At 73.4% G+C, this 19695-nt stretch carries 21 protein-coding genes and 1 tRNA gene; 10 read left to right on the top strand and 12 right to left on the bottom strand.

The genetic code is table 11. From position 1 onward, the window contains the following. Positions 1 to 21 precede the first annotated feature (21 nt). The gene (locus UQW22_RS02685; RefSeq protein ID WP_407319301.1) at positions 22 to 381 is read left to right on the top strand and encodes a hypothetical protein; all 360 of its coding nucleotides are present in this window, start codon (positions 22 to 24) and stop codon (positions 379 to 381) included. A gap of 15 nt (positions 382 to 396) precedes the next feature. On the opposite strand, the gene UQW22_RS02680 is transcribed toward UQW22_RS02685, so the two are convergent. After that, positions 397 to 469: transfer RNA gene (locus UQW22_RS02680), tRNA-Lys, on the bottom strand. A gap of 245 nt (positions 470 to 714) precedes the next feature. Between UQW22_RS02680 and UQW22_RS02675 the strand changes: the two genes are divergently transcribed. Then, positions 715 to 1002, top strand: a complete 288-nt coding sequence (locus UQW22_RS02675; RefSeq protein WP_407319300.1) for a Fe-S cluster assembly protein HesB — start codon at positions 715 to 717, stop codon at positions 1000 to 1002. Between the two features lie 74 nt (positions 1003 to 1076). Here the strand turns inward: UQW22_RS02675 and UQW22_RS02670 are convergent, their stop codons facing one another. Genes UQW22_RS02670 through UQW22_RS02660 form a run of 3 tightly spaced genes read right to left on the bottom strand, consistent with a single transcriptional unit; the run spans position 1077 to position 2622 of the window. Then, positions 1077 to 1322 (bottom strand): DUF6510 family protein, encoded by a 246-nt coding sequence (locus tag UQW22_RS02670; protein WP_407319299.1) that lies wholly within the window; start codon positions 1320 to 1322, stop codon positions 1077 to 1079. Then, positions 1322 to 2032, bottom strand: a complete 711-nt coding sequence (locus tag UQW22_RS02665) for an FAD-binding oxidoreductase (RefSeq protein WP_407319298.1) — start codon at positions 2030 to 2032, stop codon at positions 1322 to 1324. Before UQW22_RS02665 ends, UQW22_RS02670 begins: the two co-directional genes overlap by 1 nt. Next, positions 2029 to 2622, bottom strand: coding sequence for a molybdopterin-dependent oxidoreductase (locus tag UQW22_RS02660; protein ID WP_407319297.1), 594 nt, complete (start codon positions 2620 to 2622; stop codon positions 2029 to 2031). Before UQW22_RS02660 ends, UQW22_RS02665 begins: the two co-directional genes overlap by 4 nt. A gap of 149 nt (positions 2623 to 2771) precedes the next feature. Between UQW22_RS02660 and UQW22_RS02655 the strand changes: the two genes are divergently transcribed. After that, complete coding sequence (locus UQW22_RS02655; protein ID WP_407319296.1) at positions 2772 to 3587, top strand: DUF1206 domain-containing protein; 816 nt, start codon at positions 2772 to 2774, stop codon at positions 3585 to 3587. Between the two features lie 27 nt (positions 3588 to 3614). Here the strand turns inward: UQW22_RS02655 and UQW22_RS02650 are convergent, their stop codons facing one another. After that, on the bottom strand, positions 3615 to 4364 hold the full coding sequence (locus UQW22_RS02650; protein ID WP_407319295.1) for a M50 family metallopeptidase: 750 nt from the start codon (positions 4362 to 4364) through the stop codon (positions 3615 to 3617). A gap of 243 nt (positions 4365 to 4607) precedes the next feature. Between UQW22_RS02650 and UQW22_RS02645 the strand changes: the two genes are divergently transcribed. The 3 genes from UQW22_RS02645 to UQW22_RS02635 all read left to right on the top strand — a co-directional run bounded on the left by UQW22_RS02645 (position 4608) and on the right by UQW22_RS02635 (position 7270). Next, a complete protein-coding gene (locus UQW22_RS02645; RefSeq protein ID WP_407319294.1) occupies positions 4608 to 6014 on the top strand; it encodes a DEAD/DEAH box helicase in 1407 nt (468 codons plus the stop codon). Between the two features lie 50 nt (positions 6015 to 6064). After that, positions 6065 to 6469 (top strand): peptide-methionine (R)-S-oxide reductase MsrB, encoded by a 405-nt coding sequence (gene msrB / locus UQW22_RS02640; protein WP_407319293.1) that lies wholly within the window; start codon positions 6065 to 6067, stop codon positions 6467 to 6469. Positions 6470 to 6544: 75 nt separating this feature from the next. After that, positions 6545 to 7270 (top strand): tyrosine-protein phosphatase, encoded by a 726-nt coding sequence (locus tag UQW22_RS02635; protein WP_407319292.1) that lies wholly within the window; start codon positions 6545 to 6547, stop codon positions 7268 to 7270. Here the strand turns inward: UQW22_RS02635 and UQW22_RS02630 are convergent. Beyond that, positions 7239 to 7769 carry a MarR family winged helix-turn-helix transcriptional regulator gene (locus UQW22_RS02630; protein ID WP_407319291.1) on the bottom strand — a complete coding sequence of 177 codons (531 nt, stop codon included), beginning with the start codon at positions 7767 to 7769 and terminating at the stop codon, positions 7239 to 7241. The genes UQW22_RS02635 and UQW22_RS02630 overlap by 32 nt on opposite strands. Before the next feature lie 104 nt (positions 7770 to 7873). On the opposite strand from UQW22_RS02630, the gene UQW22_RS02625 reads away from it, so the two are divergent. Beyond that, entirely contained in the window at positions 7874 to 8905 is a 1032-nt protein-coding gene (locus UQW22_RS02625; protein WP_407319290.1) for an aldo/keto reductase, read from the top strand. Here UQW22_RS02625 and UQW22_RS02620 read toward each other — a convergent pair. The 3 genes from UQW22_RS02620 to UQW22_RS02610 form a co-directional block, all read right to left on the bottom strand. Beyond that, entirely contained in the window at positions 8878 to 10566 is a 1689-nt protein-coding gene (locus tag UQW22_RS02620; protein WP_407319289.1) for an MDR family MFS transporter, read from the bottom strand. The genes UQW22_RS02625 and UQW22_RS02620 overlap by 28 nt on opposite strands. After that, entirely contained in the window at positions 10563 to 11015 is a 453-nt protein-coding gene (locus UQW22_RS02615; RefSeq protein WP_407319288.1) for a MarR family winged helix-turn-helix transcriptional regulator, read from the bottom strand. The genes UQW22_RS02620 and UQW22_RS02615 overlap by 4 nt, the downstream gene beginning before the upstream one ends. Positions 11016 to 11148: 133 nt before the next feature. Continuing rightward, complete coding sequence (locus UQW22_RS02610) at positions 11149 to 12606, bottom strand: sugar porter family MFS transporter (RefSeq protein WP_407319287.1); 1458 nt, start codon at positions 12604 to 12606, stop codon at positions 11149 to 11151. 141 nt (positions 12607 to 12747) lie between these two features. On the opposite strand from UQW22_RS02610, the gene UQW22_RS02605 reads away from it, so the two are divergent. From UQW22_RS02605 to UQW22_RS02595, 3 genes are all read left to right on the top strand, one after another. Next, positions 12748 to 13347 (top strand): hypothetical protein, encoded by a 600-nt coding sequence (locus UQW22_RS02605; protein WP_407320709.1) that lies wholly within the window; start codon positions 12748 to 12750, stop codon positions 13345 to 13347. Between the two features lie 221 nt (positions 13348 to 13568). Next, complete coding sequence (locus UQW22_RS02600; protein WP_407319286.1) at positions 13569 to 14189, top strand: DUF47 domain-containing protein; 621 nt, start codon at positions 13569 to 13571, stop codon at positions 14187 to 14189. Positions 14190 to 14191: 2 nt separating this feature from the next. Continuing rightward, on the top strand, positions 14192 to 15196 hold the full coding sequence (locus tag UQW22_RS02595; RefSeq protein WP_407320708.1) for an inorganic phosphate transporter: 1005 nt from the start codon (positions 14192 to 14194) through the stop codon (positions 15194 to 15196). Here the strand turns inward: UQW22_RS02595 and UQW22_RS02590 are convergent. The 3 genes from UQW22_RS02590 to mshD all read right to left on the bottom strand — a co-directional run bounded on the left by UQW22_RS02590 (position 15193) and on the right by mshD (position 19633). Next, the gene (locus UQW22_RS02590; RefSeq protein WP_407319285.1) at positions 15193 to 16239 is read right to left on the bottom strand and encodes an NUDIX hydrolase; all 1047 of its coding nucleotides are present in this window, start codon (positions 16237 to 16239) and stop codon (positions 15193 to 15195) included. The two genes, UQW22_RS02595 and UQW22_RS02590, sit on opposite strands and share 4 nt — an antisense overlap. 10 nt (positions 16240 to 16249) lie before the next feature. Continuing rightward, positions 16250 to 18487 (bottom strand): RNA degradosome polyphosphate kinase, encoded by a 2238-nt coding sequence (locus UQW22_RS02585; protein WP_407320706.1) that lies wholly within the window; start codon positions 18485 to 18487, stop codon positions 16250 to 16252. A gap of 186 nt (positions 18488 to 18673) precedes the next feature. Further along, positions 18674 to 19633, bottom strand: coding sequence for a mycothiol synthase (mshD, locus tag UQW22_RS02580; RefSeq protein ID WP_407319284.1), 960 nt, complete (start codon positions 19631 to 19633; stop codon positions 18674 to 18676). Between the last annotated feature and the right edge of the window lie 62 nt (positions 19634 to 19695).

Here is a 19695-nt window from a genome sequence, read left to right as displayed (position 1 = left end):
GGACCGACGGAGATCCTGTCGGTGGCCGCGATCGTGCTGCCCGCGATCGTCGCGACGGCCGGGGTCGGCGTGCTCGCCGCGGTGCTGCTGGGCACGCACCGGGCGATCCAGCCCGTCCTGATCCTGCTGGCGCTCGGCAGCTACTTCGCCAGCGGGGGATTCGTCCCCGTGTCCGGGCTGCCCCCGCTCGCCCGGGCGGTCAACACCTGGTGGCCGCCGTCGTACGTCTTCGAGTGGGCGAACCCGCTGCTGCACGGCTTCACGAGCCGGCCCTCCGCGGCGGTGGTGGCCGCCGCGGTGGTGGCCGCGGCCCTCGCCGTGATCCTCGCCGCCGTGGCCACGCAGCGGGCGAACCGGCGGAAGGTCACCCACGGCCAGTGACGACCGGGCGCGGGGTGGGCCCCCCGGGGATCGAACCCGGAACCCGCGGATTAAAAGTCCGCTGCTCTGCCAGTTGAGCTAGAGGCCCGCCGGCCGCTCGGGAGCGGCGGCTGCGGGCCAGCCTACGCGGGCGGCGCTCCCGGCGGGATCCGTCCCGGCAGCGGTGTGACCAGCCTCTCGGAGGCCCGGAGGGCAGCGTACGGCGGGCACGGAGCCGCGGCAGCGGATGTCTCGGTCTCCGAGAGATCACGTGACGATTCGTCCCCCGCGTTGCGTGACGCCCCCCGGTGCTGCTTCGGTGGAGAGGTCGCGTACCCGACGAGAGGAGCAATCGTGCTCACCGTGACCGACAACGCCCGGACCGCTGTCGAGTCGTTGGCCCAGCAGGCCGGCGTCCCGAACGAGGGAGGGCTGCGTATCGCGCAGTCGGCCGAGCAGCCGGGGAACTTCGAGCTCGCGCTCGTCCCCGCACCCCAGCCCGACGACTCGGTCGTCGACGACTCCGGCGAGACCAAGGTCTTCGTCGACAACGAGGCGGCGTCCGCCCTGGCGACGCTGCAGCTCGACGCCGAGCCCTCCACCGGGGGCCCGGGATTCGTGCTCACGCCCCAGCAGGCCTGAGCTCTCCGCTCCTGGCCGACGGCGGGCCTCCCTCGCGGGAGGCCCGCCGTCGTGCTGTCCGGGGTGCGGGCAGGTCAGCCCCGGACCCATGTCAGGCCCCGCGCGGCCACGAGGACGCCGTCGGGGCGTTCGACCACGACCATCAGCACGTCGGCGCAGGCCCGGCAGCGCACCACCCAGCCCATCGGATGGTCGAACACCGCCGCCCGCGCCAGCACGGCGACGTCGCCGCACCCGGCGCAGCGCCCGGTCGCGACCGTGACGTCCACCGCCCAGGTCCCGGCGAGCGGCCCTGCGAGGACGTTCCCGTCGAGCGCCATCACGCACCTCCGAAGCGTTCGGTCCGGACCAGGCCGGGGTCGTGCCCGGCACCGAGCAGCAGCCCCGCGGCCGTCTCCACGAAGCCGGTCGGCCCGCAGACGAACACGCGCGGGCGGTCACCCGGCGGGATCACGTGCGCCGCGACGTCGTCGGCCGAGAGCCGGCCCGCTGGACGGGCGCCGCCCGGCGACGCCTCGCGGGTGTGGATCCAGGTGGTCCGCACGCCGGGGGCCGTCGACAGCTCGTCGGCCCAGAAGGCGTCCGCCGCCGTGCGCACCGAGCACAGCAGGCGGAACGGGGCGCGGGAGCCGGACGCCGTCCGCGCCCGCACCATCGCCGCGAGCGGCACGACGCCGGATCCTCCTGCGACGAGCTGCACCGGGCCGACGTCGTCGGGGCGCCAGACGAAGAACCCGCCCAGCGGGCCGCGGACCTCCATCTGGTCGCCCACCTGCGCGTCGTCGACCAGGTAGCCCGAGACCTCGCCGCCGGCCACGCGGTCCACCGCGAGCTCCACGACCTCGTCCCGGCCGACCCGCGCCAGGGAGTACGACCGCACCGCCTGGTACCCGTCCGGGGCGGTGAGTCGCACGTCGACGTGCTGCCCGGCGACGGCACCGGTGAAGCCGGGGGCGGCCAGGATCAGCGCGCGGGCGCTCGCGGTGAGACGTTCGGCGGCGACGACCTGCGCGACGTGCCAGACGTTCACGAGTACCGCTGCTCCGACCAGGGGTCGCCGTACAGGTGGTAGCCGTTCTGCTCCCAGAAGCCCGGCTCGTCGTGCTCGTGCAGCGTCAGCGCGCGGAGCCACTTGGCGGACTTCCAGAAGTACAGGTGCGGGACGAGCAGCCGCACCGGCCCGCCGTGCACCGGCGCGAGCGGCTCGCCCTCGTACTCGTAGGCCACCCACGCACGGCCGTCCAGCAGGTCGTCCAGGGGCAGGTTGGTCGTGTACCCGCCGGACGAGTGCGCGACGACGAAGTCCGCGGCGGTCTCGACGTCCACGAAGAACGCGTCCACCGGGACGCCGCGCCACTGCGTGTCGTGCTTGGACCAGCGGGTCACGCAGTGGATGTCGACGGTCACGTCCTCCGCGGGCATCTCCTGCAGGGCCGACCAGCCCCAGCGGTGCTCGGTGCCGGACTCCGTGCGGACCGTCAGCCCCCACCGCGACTCGTCGACGTTCGGGGTGGGGCCCGTCGACAGCACCGGGAAGTCCGCCGTCAGGTGCTGACCGGGCGGCAGCGGGCGCTCGGCCTCGGGGCGACGCCCGCCGAAGCCTCGGGTGAACACGGCCATGACGGCCTCCTGGTGTCGTGGTCCGGGTGCTGCCTCCGTCAGTCTCGCGCGGTGCGGCGGGCGGCGCGCGACGAGCCGATGGCGCGCACGGCGGATGTGCGACAGGGTGTCGACGACGCCGCGAGACCCGTGGCGGACGGAGGTGACCGGTGTCTGCACGAGGACCAGGGCAGGGAGCGGCTCGCCGCGCCCAGCACAGCACGGGGCTGCGCGCCCTGGCGCGCGGCGGATACGTCGCCTCGGGGGTGCTTCACCTGCTGATCGGCTGGCTGGCGGTCCGGCTGGCGCTCGGGTCCTCCTCCGGCAGCGCCGACGAGTCCGGTGCCTTCCGGCAGCTCGCGAGCGCTCCCGGCGGGCCCCTGGCCCTCTGGGCGGTGACCGTCGGCTTCGCCGCTCTCGCGCTGTGGCAGCTCGCCGAGGCCGTCGTCGGCGTCCCCGGCGTGGCGGACGCCAAGGAGGTCGGCACCCGCGTCAAGTCCGCCGGCAAAGGCGTCCTCTACGGCGTCCTGGCCTTCTCGGCGGCGCGCTACGCCACGGGCGACGGCGGGGGAGGCGGTCAGCAGGAGAGCCTGACCGCGATGCTCCTGCAGGCACCGGCCGGCCGCTGGCTCGTCGTCGCGGTCGGACTGACGGTCGTCGGCGTCGGGGTGTTCCACGTGGTCAAGGGGTGGCGCAAGAAGTTCCTCGAGGACCTGCGGGGGACGGGTGGCGGCGCCGTCGGCACGGCCGTCGTCCGTCTGGGACAGGTCGGCTACGTGGCCAAGGGGGTGGCGCTCGCGGTGCTGGGCGGGCTGTTCGTCACGGCCGGGGTCACGCACGACGCGGACAAGGCCGGCGGCCTCGACGACGCGTTGCAGACGATCCGGGACCAGCCGTTCGGCACGGCGCTGCTGGTCGTGACGGGTGCGGGCATCGCCGCCTACGGGGTCTACTCGTTCGCCCGGGCCCGGTACGCGCGGCTCTGACGGCCCGGTGGGAGCTGGCCGGCGGCCTCAGGGGGAGACCGGACCCACGATCCAGGTCGCCCCGAGGGCCAGGCAGCCGAGCGTGACGAGCGCGAAGACGACCACCCACACGACGCCCGGCACGCCGGTGAGCCGCCCGAGCTGGTCGGCGTCGGAGGACCGCGCCCGGCCCCGGGCCCGCTGGGCCTGCAGCTCGAGGACGGGCCGGACGGCGCCGAGCAGGAGGAACCAGGTCACGGCGTAGGCGACCGCGGACTGCGTCGCGGGCTCCAGCCACCAGGAGACGCCGACGAGCGCGGCCCCGCTGACGAGCACCGACCACAGCCCGAACCAGTTGCGGATCTTGAGCAGCAGCAGCGCCAGGAGCGCCACGAGCAGCCACAGCAGCCCGACGGCGTACCCGGCCCGCAGCAGCCAGGCGGCGCCGAGCCCGACCAGTCCTGGACCCACGTACCCGGCGAACGCCGTGAGCACCATCCCGAGCCCGCGGGGCCGCCCGGCCGTGACGGTCAGCCCCGACGTGTCCGAGTGCAGGCGGATGCCGTCGAGGCGCCGTCCGGTGAGCATGGCGACGACGGCGTGGGCGCCCTCGTGCGCGATCGTCACCACGTGCCGGGCCACCCGCCAGACGGGACCCACCACCACGACGGCGAGCGCCACCAGGGCGACGGCGAGCACGACCGTCTGGTCCGGCGGGTCCACCGGGGTGGTGGCCGCGGTCCAGATCTGCCCGAGCACGTCACCGACGGTCGCGAAGAAGTCGTCCACGCCGCACATTGCACCATGCCCGTCTGGGAGCCCGTCGGGTCCCGGCCCAGGTGCCTGTGGGGTGTGTCATAGGGGAGTTCACCGTCCGGCGTGCCACAATGTCGTCGAGAGGGCGGCGCGATCCCGCGCGCCCCACGTCGTGGAGATCCCCCCGGATTGCGTGCGGCGGACCCCGACCCGGGCGTCGTCCGACGCCCCAGAGAGGCATCTTCCTTGACTTCCTTTGCCGATTTCGGCCTGCCGACCCCTGTCGTGAAGCACCTGACGGACGCCGGCATCACCACCCCCTTCCCCATCCAGGCGGCATCCCTGCCGGACACGCTCGCCGGCAAGGACGTGCTCGGCCGCGGCCGGACCGGTTCCGGCAAGACGCTCGCCTTCTCGCTGCCGGCCGTGACCGAGATCGCCCGGCAGAAGGCCGCGGCGAAGGCCGCCGGCCGCCGCGCCCTGCGCAGTGCCGCACCGATGGCGCTGGTGCTGTGCCCCACCCGTGAGCTCGCCAACCAGATCGACGCCGTGATGAAGCCGATCGCCGAGGCGCTCGGCCTGCGCACGACGACGATCTTCGGCGGTGTCGCCCAGTCGCGGCAGGTGACGGCACTCAACCAGGGGGTGGACATCGTCATCGCCTGCCCGGGTCGTCTCGAGGACCTGCTCAACCAGCGGCTCCTCACGCTCGACGACGTCGCGATCACGATCCTCGACGAGGCCGACCACATGGCCGACCTCGGGTTCCTGCCGGGCGTGAAGCGGATCATGGACCGCACCCCCCGCCAGGGTCAGCGGCTGCTGTTCTCGGCGACGCTGGACAACGGCGTGGACGTGCTCGTCAAGCGCTACCTGAAGAACCCGGTGACGCACTCGGTGGACGACGCCGCCGCCCCGCCGCCGCAGATGACGCACCACATCCTCGCCGTGGCCGACAAGGAGGCGAAGAAGCAGGTCGTGCACCAGCTCGCCCAGGGCACCGGCCGCCGGGTGCTGTTCATGCGGACCAAGCACCAGGCGAAGAAGCTCGCCAAGCAGCTCACGGCCGCCGGTGTGCCCGCGGTGGACCTGCACGGCAACCTCGGCCAGGGCGCGCGCGAGCGCAACCTCGCGGCCTTCTCCTCCGGCGACGTCCGGGTCATGGTCGCCACGGACATCGCGGCGCGCGGCATCCACGTCGACGAGGTCGAGCTCGTGGTGCACGTCGACCCGCCCGCCGAGCACAAGGCCTACCTGCACCGCTCCGGCCGCACGGCCCGCGCCGGTTCCGTGGGCGACGTCGTGACGGTCATGCTCCCCGAGGAGCGCGGCGACGTCCGTGACCTGACCCGCAAGGCCCGCATCACCGCCCGCCCGCAGCCGGTCGCCCCGGGCGACCCCGTCGTCGCGGCGCTCGTCGGCGAGGTGGCCGCGTACGTCAAGCCGGCCCCGCCGGTCGAGCAGCAGCAGCCTCGCAAGAAGCCGCAGGGGCAGGGCTCGGGCGGTCGCCAGGGCGGCGGTCGTGCCGGCCAGGGCGCCGGGTCCGCCGGATCCGCCGGGTCCTCTGGAGGCGGCCGCAGCCGTCGTCGCCGCCGCGGTGGCCAGGGCGGCGGCGGCCGCGCCGGTCAGGGCGTCGCGCAGGGCGCCGGCTCGGCCGGGTCGTCCGGTGGCCGTCCCCGCGGTCGCCGCTGAGGCGATCCCCGGACGGGAACACCGCTCGCGTGACCGTTGTTGACCGGGACATGACGTATGAGGTGTCCAAGAGCGAGGACGAGTGGCGCGTCGAGCTGTCGCCGCAGGAGTTCACGGTGCTGCGCCAGGCGGGCACCGAACGGGCCTGGACGGGTGAGCTGCTCGACGAGCAGCGCGAGGGTGTCTACCGGTGTCGCGCGTGCGACAACGAGCTGTTCCGCAGCGAGTCGAAGTTCGACTCGCACTGCGGGTGGCCGTCGTTCTACACGCCGCTGGCAGGGGACCGGGTCGAGCTGATCGAGGACCGGTCGCTCGGCATGGTGCGCACCGAGGTCCGGTGCGCCCGCTGCGGCTCGCACCTGGGCCACGTGTTCGACGACGCGCCCCAGACGCCGACCGGCGACCGGTTCTGCATGAACTCGGTCAGCCTGACCTTCGAGCCCGGCACGACCTGAGCACCCGGAGGTCACACCGGCAGGGGAGAGCCGGTCTCACGTCCTGAGGGCGGTGGGACCGGCTACCGTCGTGCCATGAGCGTCGAGACCACCGCCGTCCCCGACCGGCTCGTGAACGTGCGCGACGTCGGTGCCGCCTCGCCGCTGCTGCGCACCGCCGTGCTGCTGCGGTCGGACGCGCCACGCGCCGGTGACGTCGCGCCCGCCGACGTGGCGTGGCCACCACGCACCGTGCTCGACCTGCGGGACGTCGACGAGTCGTCCGAGACGCACCCGCTCCGCGGCGTCGCGGACGTCGTGGCCCTGCCCGTCCTGACCGGGGCGACCACCCGGGCCGGGAGCGGGACGCAGCCCGCCCCCTTCGAACTGGGCCGGCTGTACCTCGAGATGCTCGACGGCCCCGGGGCCGCGCACCTGGTCGCCGGGGTGCGGGCCGTCGCCGAGGACCCGTCCCCCGTGCTGGTGCACTGCACCGCGGGCAAGGACCGGACCGGCGTCCTGGTGGCGCTCGTCCTGGACCTCGTGGGTGTGGACCGGGCGAGCATCGTGGCGGACTACGTCCGGACCGACGCGAGCATGCCGCAGGTGCTGCTCCGCGCCCGGGCGACGGCCCGGGCGCCGCGTCGGGACACGCACGTGGTCGCGGCACTGCCGCCCGAGCTCCTCACGGCACCGGCGCACGCCGTCGAGGCGGTGCTCGACGTCCTGGCTGCCCACGACGACGGAGCCGTCGGATGGTTCACCGCGCACGGCGGCGACGTGGCGACGGTCAGTGCGCTGCGCGAGCGTCTGCGGCGCTGAGGTGAGCCGTGCCCTGCTGGCTGCCGAGCCAGGCCACGACGTCGGCGGAGTAGCTGTTCAGCAGCCGGGCGAGCTCGGCGACGTCGTCCTTCTCCCACCCCGACAGCGCTGACTCGAGCATCGTGAGGCGGGCGTCACGGGCGTGCCGGAAGCGGCGGGCCCCGTCGTCGGTCAGGGTGATCTGCTGCCCGCGCGTGTCCTCGGGGTCGGTCTCACGGTGGACGAGGCCGAGCTCGGCGAGCCGGCTGAGCTGCCGCGAGACGGTGGCGCGCCCGACGCCGAAGTGGGCGGCGAGGTCCGAGCCGCGGGTGCCGGGGTACATGGCGATGTGCGCGAGCAACGGGTAGGCCGACGCCTCCAGCTCGGGGTGGATCAGGCGAGCGGTCTGCGCCGAGGTGGACTGTGCCCGCCGGATCAGGACGCGCACCTCACGCTCGAGGGCGCCGAACGGGTCGGTCTGCGGCTCCGGCGGTGCGGTGAGAGGGGCGGCGTCGTGCATGGCCCCATCATGGCCCTCCCCGGAAGCGTCCGGGAGCCTCTGCGGGTCACGATTTGGTCAGAGGGCCCTCCCAGGCGGGTGAAATAGCCCCGTAGGCTCGGTCCATGACCGCGTCAGCGCTGCACCGTGTCCCTGAACCCGCCCCCGTCCCGGCCCCCGGCACGCCGGGCTGGACGCGTCCGCTCCCCGGGACGGGCCTGGCCGTCAGCGCGGTCTGCGCCGGCGGCAGCCCTCTCGGGTCGATGCCCGGGGTCTTCGGGTACGAGGTCGCCGCCGAGCGCGCCGTGGAGACCGTGCTCGCGGTGCTGGAGTCCCCGGTGCGGTTCCTCGACACGGCCAACGGGTACTCCGACGGCGAGAGCGAGCGGCGGATCGGCCGCGGTCTGGCCGCGTACCGCGAGCGCCACGGTGCGCTGCCCGACGACGTCGTGGTCGCGACCAAGGTGGACCCGCGCGACGGCGACTACTCGGCCGACCGGGTGCGCCGTTCGGTGGACGAGTCCCGCGAGCGGCTGGGCCTGGACCGCCTGCCGCTGGTTCACCTGCACGACCCGGAGAACTTCGACTTCGCGGACCTCACCGCTCGGGGTGGTGCGCTGGACGCGCTGCTCGCGCTGCGCGAGTCCGGGGAGGTCGGGTCCGTCGGGCTCGCCGGCGGGCCGGTCCCCGAGATGCGGCGGTACCTGGACCTCGGCGTCTTCGACGTGCTGCTGGTCCACAACCGGTGGACGCTCGTGGACCGTTCGGCAGGTTCGTTGATCGCCGCGGCGGCGGCGCGCGGCACGGGCGTGCTGAACGCCGCGGTCTACGGCGGCGGCATCCTGGCGCAGCAGACGCCGTCGGCGGACCGGCCGAGCGCGACGCGCTACGGCTACCGCGAGGCGCCGCCCGAGACCCTCGCCGCCGTCGACGGGCTGCGAGCGCTGTGCGCCCGACACGGGACCACGCTGGCGACGGCGGCGCTGCAGTTCTCGGCACGCGACCCGCGGGTGGTGTCGACGATCGTGGGCGTCTCCCGTCCGGACCGGGTCGCCCAGACGCTGGAGGCGTTCCGGCACGAGCTCCCCGCCTCGTTCTGGCAGGAGGCGGGCGAGCTCGTCCCGTCGGCTCAGGCCTGGCTCGACCCGACCGCCTGAGGGCGGGCGGTCCCGCCGTCGTCGCTGTCGCCGCGGCCGGTGTGGCCGGCGTCGTCGTCGGTGAGACCCAGGTCGCGGGCCTGCTCGATCCCGGAGCTCCGCCCGAGCGGCACCTCGCGGATGAAGAGCACGGCGACCAGCGAGACGACCGCCATCGGCACCGCGTAGAGGAAGATCTCGGTGATCCCGTTCGAGTACGCCTGCTCGACGACGGACCGCACCGCGTCGGGTGCCTGCGACAGGTCCGGGACGGCACCGGTGCTCTCGCCCACCGCGGAGGCCGGGACGCCGAGGTCCGCGAGACCGTCGGCCATGTCGGTGCGCACCCGCGCGGCCATGATCGCGCCGAGCACGGAGACGCCGATCGCCCCGCCGAGCGACCGGAAGAAGGCGACGCCGGAGGTGCCGGCGCCCATCTCGCGGACGTCCAGTGTGTTCTGCGTGGCGAGCACCAGGTTCTGCATGAGAGCACCGACGGACAGGCCGAGGCCGAACAGGTAGACGGAGATCACCACGAAGCTGGTGTCGACGGCGATCGTCGAGAGCCCGAACAGGGACAGCGAGAGCACCGACGCGCCACCCACCATGATGGCCTTGTAGCGGCCGGTGGCGGTGATGAGGCGGCCCAGGACGATGCCGGCGAGCATGGTGCCCACCACCATCGGGATGGTCAGCAGGCCCGACTCGGTCGGCGTCTTGCCGCGGGCGAGCTGGAAGTACTGGGCGAGGAACACCGCGGTGCCGAACATCGCCACGCCCACGGAGGCGGAGGCCACGACCGCCAGCACGAACGTCCGGTTGCGGAACAGGTGCAGCGGGAGGATGGGCTCCGGGACGGCACGCTCGACGAAGACGAGGGCGAGGAGCGCGAGGACGGCCCCGCCGACCATCGCGGTCGTCTGCCACGACGCCCAGTCGAACTGGTCGCCGGCGAAGGTCACCCACAGCAGCAGCAGGGCGACGGCGAGGGCGACGAGGGTCGCGCCCCAGTAGTCGATCCGCACGTCGCGGCGCTCGCGGCGCGGCAGGTGCAGGGTGCGCTGCAGGGTGACGAGCGCGGCGACGCCGAATGGCACGCCGACGAAGAAGGTCCAGCGCCAGGAGGCGGCGTCGGTGATGATGCCGCCGAGCAGGGGGCCGCCGATCTGCGCGACGGCCATGACCGCGCCCATCAGACCCATGTACTTGCCGCGTTCGCGGGGGCTGATGATGTCGGACATCAGGACGGTGGCGAGGGACATCACGCCACCGGCGCCGATGCCCTGGAACGCCCGGCAGGTGATGAGCCAGCCGATGTCCTGCGACAGCCCGGCCGCGGCGGCCGAGACCACGGTGATGACGAGCGCGATCTGCATGAGGACCTTGCGGTCGGTCAGGTCGGCGAGCTTGCCCCACAGCGGGGTGGAGATCGTCATCGTCAGCAGCATGGCCGTGACGACCCAGGTGTAGGAGTGCTGGGACCCGTCGAGGTCCGCGACGATGCGGGGCAGCGACGTGGAGACGATGGTCGTGGCCAGCAGCGAGACGAGGACGCCGAGCAGGATGCCGGAGAGCGCCTCGAGCGTCTCGCGCCGGTTCATGGCCGGGTTGCCGTCGGCCAGCGCGTCGACGAGCGGGGCGTCCGGCTCGTTCGCCGCGGTGGAGCGGGTGGTGTCTGTCATCGGGGCGGGGCCTCCTGGGAAACGGTGCTGATGGCGGCCGCGACGTTGCGGATCTGCGTGATGGCGTCGTCGAGGTCGTCGGCGGACCAGTCCGCGAAGGCCTCGTCGACGAAGGCGTCGAAGTAGCGGTCCGACTCGGCGGCGAACGCGAGCCCGGCGTCGGTGAGCCCGAGGGTCCGGGCCCTGCGGTCGGCGGTGTCGACCGTGCGTCGGACGTGTCCGGCGTCGACGAGCGCGCCGACCTGGCGGCTGGCGACGGAGGCGTCGACGCGCAGGATCTCCGCGACCTCGCAGAGCTGCATCTCGCCGCGGGCTCGCAGGATGCGCACGACGGCGAGGCCGGAGCGTGGCCAGTCGAGATCGCGCGCGACGCGTGCGGCGGCCTCGCGCTGGGCGCGCCCCAGCGACTCCAGGGCGGCGACGAGCGCGGTCGAGGAACCTGCGGTCACGGGGACTCCTTTCGTTGCCGCGAGAAACAATATGATGGATGCTTGCGTCAAGCAAGTAGTTCGCCCGATCATTCCCGCACGCGACGGCGGCCCGCCTCCGGGAAGGAAGCGGGCCGCCGTCGTGGTCGCGGGCTCAGACGCGCTGGCGCACGTCCTCGGTCATGTCCTCCAGCTCCTTGCCCTTGGTCTCGGAGACCTTGAACCAGATGAAGAAGAAGGACAGCACCGCGAAGAGCCCGTACATGCCGTACGGCACGGCCGGCCCGAAGGCCGAGAGCATCGGTGGGAACGTCAGCGTGATCGTGAAGTTCGCCAGCCAGTTCGCCGCCGCGCCGACGCCGAGCGCCGCGGCGCGGATCCGGTTGGGGAACATCTCACCGAGCATCACCCACATCAGCGGGCCCCACGTGGCGCCGAAGAAGACGACGAACGCGTTCGCCGCGACCAGCGCGATCGTCCCCCACGGGTCGCCCAGGGACAGCGTCGACTCGCCCGCGGCGTCGACCGTGGTCGTGCCCTGCGTGAAGACCGCGGCCATGGTCAGCAGCGACACCGCCATGCCCGCCGAACCGATGAGCAGCATCGGGCGGCGGCCCACCTTGTCGATGAGGGCGATCGCGATGAACGTCACGGCGATGTTCGTGATCGCGGTGATGGTCGAGACGAGGAACGCCTGCGACTCGTCGAACCCGACCGCCTGCCACAGCGTCGTCGAGTAGTAGAAGATGATGTTGATCCCCACGAACTGCTGGAAGATCGCCAGCAGGATGCCGACCCAGACGATCGACTTCAGCCCCAGGAAACCCTGGCCGCGCAGCGTGCTCCGCTCGGCGTTCTTCTCGTCGCCGGCGATCGAGCGCTTGATCTCGGAGATCCGGTCGTCGACGTCCTCGTCCGGCCCGAGGACCGAGGCGAGCACGCTGCGCGCCTCGCCCACGTCGCCCTTGGCGACCAGGTAGCGCGGCGACTCCGGCATGCGCAGCGCCAGCAACCCGTAGACGACGGCCGGGACCGCCTCGACGAAGAACATCCACCGCCAGGCCTCCCAGCCCAGCCACAGCTCCTCCGACGCGCCGCCCGCCGTGTTCGCGAGGATCTGGTCGCTGAGCAGCGCGCCGAAGATGCCCACCGTGATGGCGAGCTGCTGCAGCGACGCCAGGCTGCCGCGGATCGACGCCGGGGAGATCTCGGCGATGTACGCCGGCGCGATGACCGACGCGATGCCGATACCGATGCCCCCGAGGAACCGCCAGAGCGACAGGTCCAGCGCGGTCCACGCCAAGGCCGACATCACCGCGGAGAACAGGAACAGCGCGGAGCCCAGGAGCATCACCTTGACGCGACCGATGCGGTCCGCCAGGCGGCCCGCGCCCCAGGCGCCGAGCGCGCAGCCGAGCAGCGCGACCGCCACCACCAGCCCGGTCACCGTCGCCTCGAGCTCGAACTCTCCCTCGATCGCCGACACGGCGCCGTTGATGACGGACGAGTCGAAGCCGAACAGGAAGCCGCCGACGGCGGCGGCGACCGACAGGCCGATCGCCTTGCGGTGCGCCGAGCGCGCTCCGTCGCTGGTCGGTGCAGATGAGGTCATCGCAGGTCTCCTCCCGGGTCCCGGTCCTGGGGCCGTCCCTGGTGATGCTAAGAGCGATGGCGTGAGCGGGCACGGCGAACGGCGCGCCGCACCTGCGAGACTGGGCGGGTGACCGACCGACCCAGGTTCCGCCGCCCCGCGATGCTCGACCCGCGCGACGCCGACGCCCTGCCCGGAGCTCTCGACCCGGCCCGGCGTGACGAGGTCGCGCACACCACCGCCCGCGCCGTCGTCCACCAGGCACGCGCCGCCGAGGACCCCGAGGTGGTCGCCCGCCTCGTCCGGCTCGTCGAGCGTGAGGGGCTGGACGTCGTCGCCGAGCTCTGGTCCGACGCGGCGCCCGCCACCCTCCCCGGTGCCCTGTGGCGGCTGTACGCCCTGCGCGAGTGGGTCCGCCGCGACCCGAGGACCGTCGGGCTGCGCTACCGGCTCGGCGTGGACGCCGCGCCCGTGCGCGAGGTCGTCGCCGGCGTCCCGCGCCCGCCCACGCCGTCGGACCTGCGCGAGCTCGCGGACACCGTGCTGTCCGGGGTCTACGCAGGAGACCTCGCCGTCGCCCTCGAACGGGCCGCGGCGTTCTGCCACATCCTGGCGACCGGAGCGGCCTACGACGCGGACGCCCGGGAGGTCGCCGACCCCGACGCGGCCGCCCGCATGACGAGGGGCGCCGCCGACCTGGTGGGCACCGCCGGGGAGCTCGAGCACGCGGCGGCGCTCTGGCGTGCAGGTTCGCTCGACTGAGGGTGAGGCCCTTACGATGGACGGGCGGCGTCGGGCCGCGGTAGCCCCGGGCTCCATCTTCAGCCGCTACGAGCGGCCACGCGCCGAGAGGCGCTCCCGGTCCGGCGTCGCACTCTTCTCCCGTCACGGTGCCGTGCCACTCCGCAGACGGATTTAGCCCGGCCGCGAGGCGGGATCTACTCTGTGACTGACCGAGCGTCCTTCCTCACCGGGAGCCCCCCGTGCGCCTGCGCCTCACCCCGCGCGACACCACCTTCTTCGACCTGCTGGCCGTGCTCGCCGGCCACACCGTCACCGGTGCCACGCTGCTCGCCGAGCTCCTCGGTGCGTCCCGCACCGAGCGCGAGGCGATCGTCGAACGCCTCACCGAGGCGGAGCACGAGGCCGACGAGGCGACGCACTCGATCATGCGGCGGCTCAACAAGACGTTCGTGACCCCGTTCGGCCGTGACGAGATCTACAGCCTCGCCTCCGCGCTGGACGACTGCATGGACGCCATGGACGAGGCCGGGCACCTCATCGTCCTGTACAAGATCGACGAGCTGCCGATGGCGGTCTCCGAGCAGATCCAGGTGCTGCTGCGCTGCGCCGAGCTCACGGCCGACGCGATGCCGCGCCTGCGCAAGCTCGACCAGCTCCCCGAGTACTGGGTCGAGATCAACCGGCTCGAGAACCAGGGTGACAAGCTGCACCGCACGCTGCTCGCCCACCTGTTCGACCGGGTGACCGACCCGATCCTGCTGATCAAGCTCAAGGAGGTCGTCGACATCCTGGAGGAGGCCACCGACGCCTTCGAGAGGGTGGCGAACCTGGTCGAGACGATCGTGCTCAAGGAGTCGTGAGCGTGGAGCTCGCCCTCGTCGTCGTCGTGATCGTCGTCGCCCTCGGCTTCGCGTACACGAACGGGTTCCTCGACGCGGCGAACTCCGTGGCGACCTCCATCTCCACCCGGGCGCTGACCCCGCGGATCGCCGTCGCGATGGCCGCCGCGATGAACTTCGTCGGAGCCCTGCTGGGCACCGCGGTCGCCGAGACCATCGCGACCTCGATCGTGGACCTCGACGGCGCCACGCCGGTCGACGCGCTCGTCGTGCTGCTCAGCGCCCTGCTCGGGGCGGTGGCGTGGAACCTCGTGGCCTGGTGGTTCGGGATGCCGACCTCGTCGACGCACGCGCTGGTGGGAGGTCTCCTGGGCGCCGGGCTCGCCGGCGGGATGGTGGTCCACGCCGAGCAGGTGCTCGACCGGATCGTCCTGCCTCTGCTGGTCTCCCCGGTGGTCGGGTTCGTCGGGGCGTTCGGCCTCATGATCGCGGTGCTGTGGATCTTCCGGCACGCCGCGCCGTCGCGGGTGAACCGACGCTTCCGGATCGCCCAGACGGCGTCCGCCGCGGCGGTGGCGCTCGGGCACGGGCTGCAGTCGGCCCAGAAGACGATGGGTGTCATCTGGCTGGCGCTGCTGACCGTCGGTGCCGTCACGCCGGTGGCCGAGATCCCGCTGTGGGTCAAGCTGCTGGCGGCCACCGCCATGGCGGCGGGCACCTACGCGGGTGGCTGGCGCATCATGCGCACCCTCGGCCGGCGCATCATCGAGATCGACCCGGCGCGGGGCTTCGTGGCGGAGTCCGTCTCCGCGATCGTGCTGTACATCAGCTCGATCGTCCTGCACGCCCCGGTGTCCACCACACACACGATCACGGCGGCGATCGTCGGCGTGGGGTCCACGCGACGACTCTCGGCCGTGCGGTGGGGCGTGGCGCGCACCATCGCCGTCTTCTGGCTCCTCACGGCACCGGCCGCCGGCCTCCTCGCCGCGCTGATCGCCGTGGGTGTGCTCGGCGCCGTCGGCTAGAACACCGGCGGCGCGACCCGCTCGGCCGCGACCACCCGCGGCCCCTTGCCCGTCGTGGCGACGTGGGCGACCAGCGCCTCGCCCGGCTCCAGGTAGGGGTCGCGGCGTGGCAGGGCGTTCGCCACCACCCGGCGCGAGTGCTGCCCGAGGACGTCCAGGACCGTGGGCAGCACCGGACGGTGGGTGCACAGCACCGCCGACCGTCCGGCCTCGAGCAGGTCGCGGACTGCCGCCGCGACCCGCGCGGGGGAGCGCTCGTGCTGCGCCTCGCCCAGGTTGTCGCTGTACTCCGGCCGGACCCCGGACGCCCGGACGTACGGGTCGATCGTCGTCGCGCACCGTTCCCAGCGGCTGGAGACCACGGAGTCCACCCCGTACGCCGCCAGGACCGGTACCAGCGCGGCGGCCTCGGCGTGCCCGACGGGTGTCAGCGGCCGCTCCTGCTCCTGGCCGTACCAGGCGGCGCGGGGCAACGCCCGGCCGTGCCGCACGATCACCACGGCGTGCGTGGCGAGGTGGCCGTCCCGGGCGGCCTCCAGGAGGGCCTCGAGCGGTCCGCGGTCGGTGGGGCGGGTGAGCCGCTCGGCGGCTTCGTCGGCGTGGACCCACTCGGTCCGGTCGATCTCGTGCTTGTCGACGGGCGCCACGGGGTTCCGGGCGGCGAGCGGGTGCGCGTCGTGGGTGGCGCTCGCGCGTCGTGCCGCCCAGTAGTGCACCCGCTTCACGCGGCCCTCCGGCGTGAGGTACTGCAGCCCGGGCAGGGGCAGCCCGAGGACCACGGGGCGACCGGTCTCCTCGGTGACCTCGCGCACCGCCGTCGTGGCCAGGGACTCGCCCTCCTCGTGCTTGCCCTTGGGCCAGGACCAGTCGTCATAGCGGGGCCGGTGGACGAGCTGGACCTGGATCCTCGCGTGCCGCGTCCGCCACACGAGCGCGCCGGCCGTCTCGATGACAGGGGCGTGCTGGACCGAGGTGGCGCCGAGCGGGTCGACGAACGGTGTCGCGGTACGGAGCGGACGGGGGGACTGCGCGGCGGAGCTCATCGCGTCGGCGTCAGCGGGTCATGCTGGGACGACGGCGGTGGCGCCGGACGAGCCGCGACTGCAGGTCGATTAGGGGCTCGCCCTCGGGCCCCGTGGCCCGGACCCACGTCCCGTCGGGCTGCAGTTGCCAGGAGGCGGTCTGGTCGGACATCGACTCGTTCATCAGCTCCAGCAGCTCGAGGACCTGGTTCTCGTCGCTGATGCGCACGAGGGCCTCGACGCGGCGGTCCAGGTTGCGGTGCATGAGGTCGGCCGACCCGATGAAGACCTCCGGCCCGGTCTCGGGGCCCTCCCCGATGGCCGGGCCCGCCGAGTTCGCGAAGGCGAAGATCCGGGAGTGCTCCAGGAACCGGCCCAGGATGGACCGCACCCGGATGTTCTCGCTGAGCCCGGGCACCCCCGGGCGCAGGGCGCAGATGCCCCGCACGACGAGGTCGACCTTCGCCCCGGCCTGCGACGCGCGGTACAGCGCGTCGATCGTCTCCTCGTCGACGGCGGAGTTGACCTTGATCCGCACCCACGCCTCGTGCCCGGCGCGGGCTGCGGCCGCCTCCCGGTCGATGCGCTCGACGAGACCCGAGCGGACGGTGCGCGGCGCCACCAGCAGCCGGTGGAACTTCGACCGTGGGGCGTAGCCGGACAGCTGGTTGAACAGCCGCGTCAGGTCCTGCCCGACGTCGGGGTCGCAGGTGAGCAGCCCGTGGTCGGTGTACAGCCGGGCGGTCTTGGGGTGGTAGTTGCCGGTGCCGACGTGGCAGTAGCGCCGCAGGCCGTCCGACTCCTGGCGGACCACCAGCGACAGCTTGCAGTGGGTCTTCAGGCCCACGATGCCGTAGACCACGTGCACGCCGGCCTGCTCCAGCTTGCGGGCCCAGGAGATGTTCGCCTGCTCGTCGAACCGCGCCTTGATCTCGACCAGCGCGAGCACCTGCTTGCCGGCCTCGGCGGCGTCGATGAGCGCGTCCACGATGGGGGAGTCGCCCGAGGTGCGGTAGAGCGTCTGCTTGATCGCCAGCACCTTCGGGTCGGCGGCCGCCTGCTCGAGGAAGGTCTGCACCGACGTGGAGAACGAGTCGTACGGGTGGTGCAGCAGCACGTCGCGCTCGCGGATCGCGCCGAAGACGTCGCCGGGCATCGCGGACTCGACCTCCGCGAGCTGGCGGTGGGTGGTCGGGATGAACGGCGGGTAGTGCAGCTCCGCACGGTCGATGTCCGCGATGACGTTGAGCCCGGTGAGGTCCAGGGGGCCGTGCAGCTCGTAGACCTCCTCCTCGACGACGCCGAGCTCGCGGACCAGCAGCTCGCGGATCCGCGGCGAGATGCCCTCGGCCAGCTCCAGGCGGACCGGCGGCCCGAACCGGCGACGCAGCAGCTCCTTCTCCATCGCCTGCAGGAGGTTCTCGGCGTCGTCCTCCTCGACCTCGACGTCCTCGTTGCGGGTCACGCGGAAGGTGTGGTGCTCGCGCACCTCCATGCCCGGGAACAGGTGGTCCAGGTGCTGGGCGATGACCTCTTCCAGGGGCACGAAGGACTTCTGCGTGCCACCCGCCTGGGTCGGTGTCGGCGCGCTGGGGCGGCCGCGGTCGTCGACGGCGATGAACCGGGGCAGCAGCGGCGGCACCTTGACGCGGGCGAAGTGCTCCTTGCCGGTCAGCGGGTTCTCCACGACCACGGCGAGGTTGAGCGACAGCCCCGAGATGTACGGGAACGGGTGCGCCGGGTCCACGGCCAACGGCGTGAGGACCGGGAAGATGTGCTTGCGGAAGAACTTGTGCAACCGCTGCTGCTCCTTGTCGAGCAGCTCGTCCCAGTGCACGATCGTGATGCCCTCGTCGGCGAGCGCCGGCTGGACGTCGGTGCGGAACACCACGGCGTGGCGCTCCATCAGCCGGTGGGCGTTCTCCCCGATGCCTTCGAGCACCTCGCGGGGGTTCAGGCCCGACGCGGCGGTGACGGCGATGCCGGTGGCGATGCGGCGCTTGAGCCCGGCCACCCGCACCATGAAGAACTCGTCGAGGTTCGACGCGAAGATCGCCAGGAACCGGACCCGCTCCAGCAGCGGCATGGAGGAGTCCTCGGCCAGCTCCAGCACCCGCTCGTTGAACGCGAGCCAGCTCAGCTCCCGGTCGGCGAACCGGTCCGCGGGCAGCTCGGCCGGCTCCGCCGCGACGACGTCGGCCCGGAGCGCGCCGTCGGTCGCGTCCTCGGCGATGTGCTCGGCGATGTGGGCGGCGAGCTGGGGGTCCATGCGGCGTGGGCCTGCCTTCGCGGTGGTTCGGGTCTCGGTCGGGCCGGTGGTCGCCGCGGCGACGAACCGGCCGCGGGAGTCACGCCACCGGGTGGTGCGCGGGCTGGACGCAGTCATGAGGCCATGTTGGCACCGATTGATGAACGACGGGTGACGTGCCCGGGATCCCCGTGCCGTGCCGCGGTCTCAGGAGACGGGGCCCGGTGCGTACTGGACGTCGATCGCGGCCCGCTCGAACCCCGCTCGGTCGTAGGTCGCCAGGGCGGCCGCGTTGTCGCCGTCGACGTAGAGCACCGCACGGGTGCAGCCGACGGTCGCGAGGTGGTGGAGCCCGGCGTCGGTCAGCAGCGCCCCGAGGCCTCGTCCCCGGGCGGCCGGGTCGATGCCGACGGCGTAGATCTCACCGTCGCGCACGCCGTCCGGCTGGTCGGTGGGGACCTTGGTCCACACGGACCCGGCGAGCCGGCCGTCCGGTCCCTCCAGCAGCAGGAACCCGTCGGCGTCGAACCACGGTTCGGCCGTGCGGGCGTGCAGGTCGTGGACGGTGAGGCGGCCCTGCTCGGGGTGGTCCGCGAAGGCCTGCGCGTTGAGCGCGACCCAGGCCTCGTCGTCGGACCCGGGTCGGAAGGGGCGGACCCGGTAGCCGGGCCGGGGGACGGGGGCGGCCGACGCCTGGTCCACCGAACCGTCGAGTGGGAAGGCGAGGAAGAGCAGCTCGCGGACGCTCTCGTAGCCGCGGGCCGCGGCGAGCCCCTGGGCGGCGGGCAGGTCGCCGTGCGCCCACACGCGCAGGGGGACGCCACGCTGGCCGGGGGCGCCGGACCGGCCGGGCAGGCGGGCGTCACGCTCGGCGGTGCGCAGCAGCAGGGTGCCGATCCCGGTGCGCCGGTGGTCGGGGTGGACGACGAGCTCGGCGCTCGCGACGTCCCCGCCGCGGTCCACCTGCAGGTAGCCGGTGGTGGCGCCGGTCTTGGTCTGCACCCGCACGTGGGTGAGGTCGTGCGCGTCCTCGCCGAGGCGGAGCAGCGGCTGCTCCGACAGCGGGGCGACGCCGTCGTGGACGGAGGCCGCCGTGGCGAGCTCTCGCACGGCGTCCTGGGCGGCGGGGGTCAGGGGGCCGATCTCGATCGGGGCAGGGAAGCGCACCCGACCATCGAACCACGACGTGGCGCGCCCCCGCCGGGACGCGCCACCTCGTCGTGCGGGCG

This window comes from Isoptericola halotolerans, assembly GCF_045689585.1.
Classification (GTDB): domain Bacteria; phylum Actinomycetota; class Actinomycetes; order Actinomycetales; family Cellulomonadaceae; genus Isoptericola; species Isoptericola halotolerans_B.
This window is presented reverse-complemented; position numbering and strand designations above follow the sequence as displayed.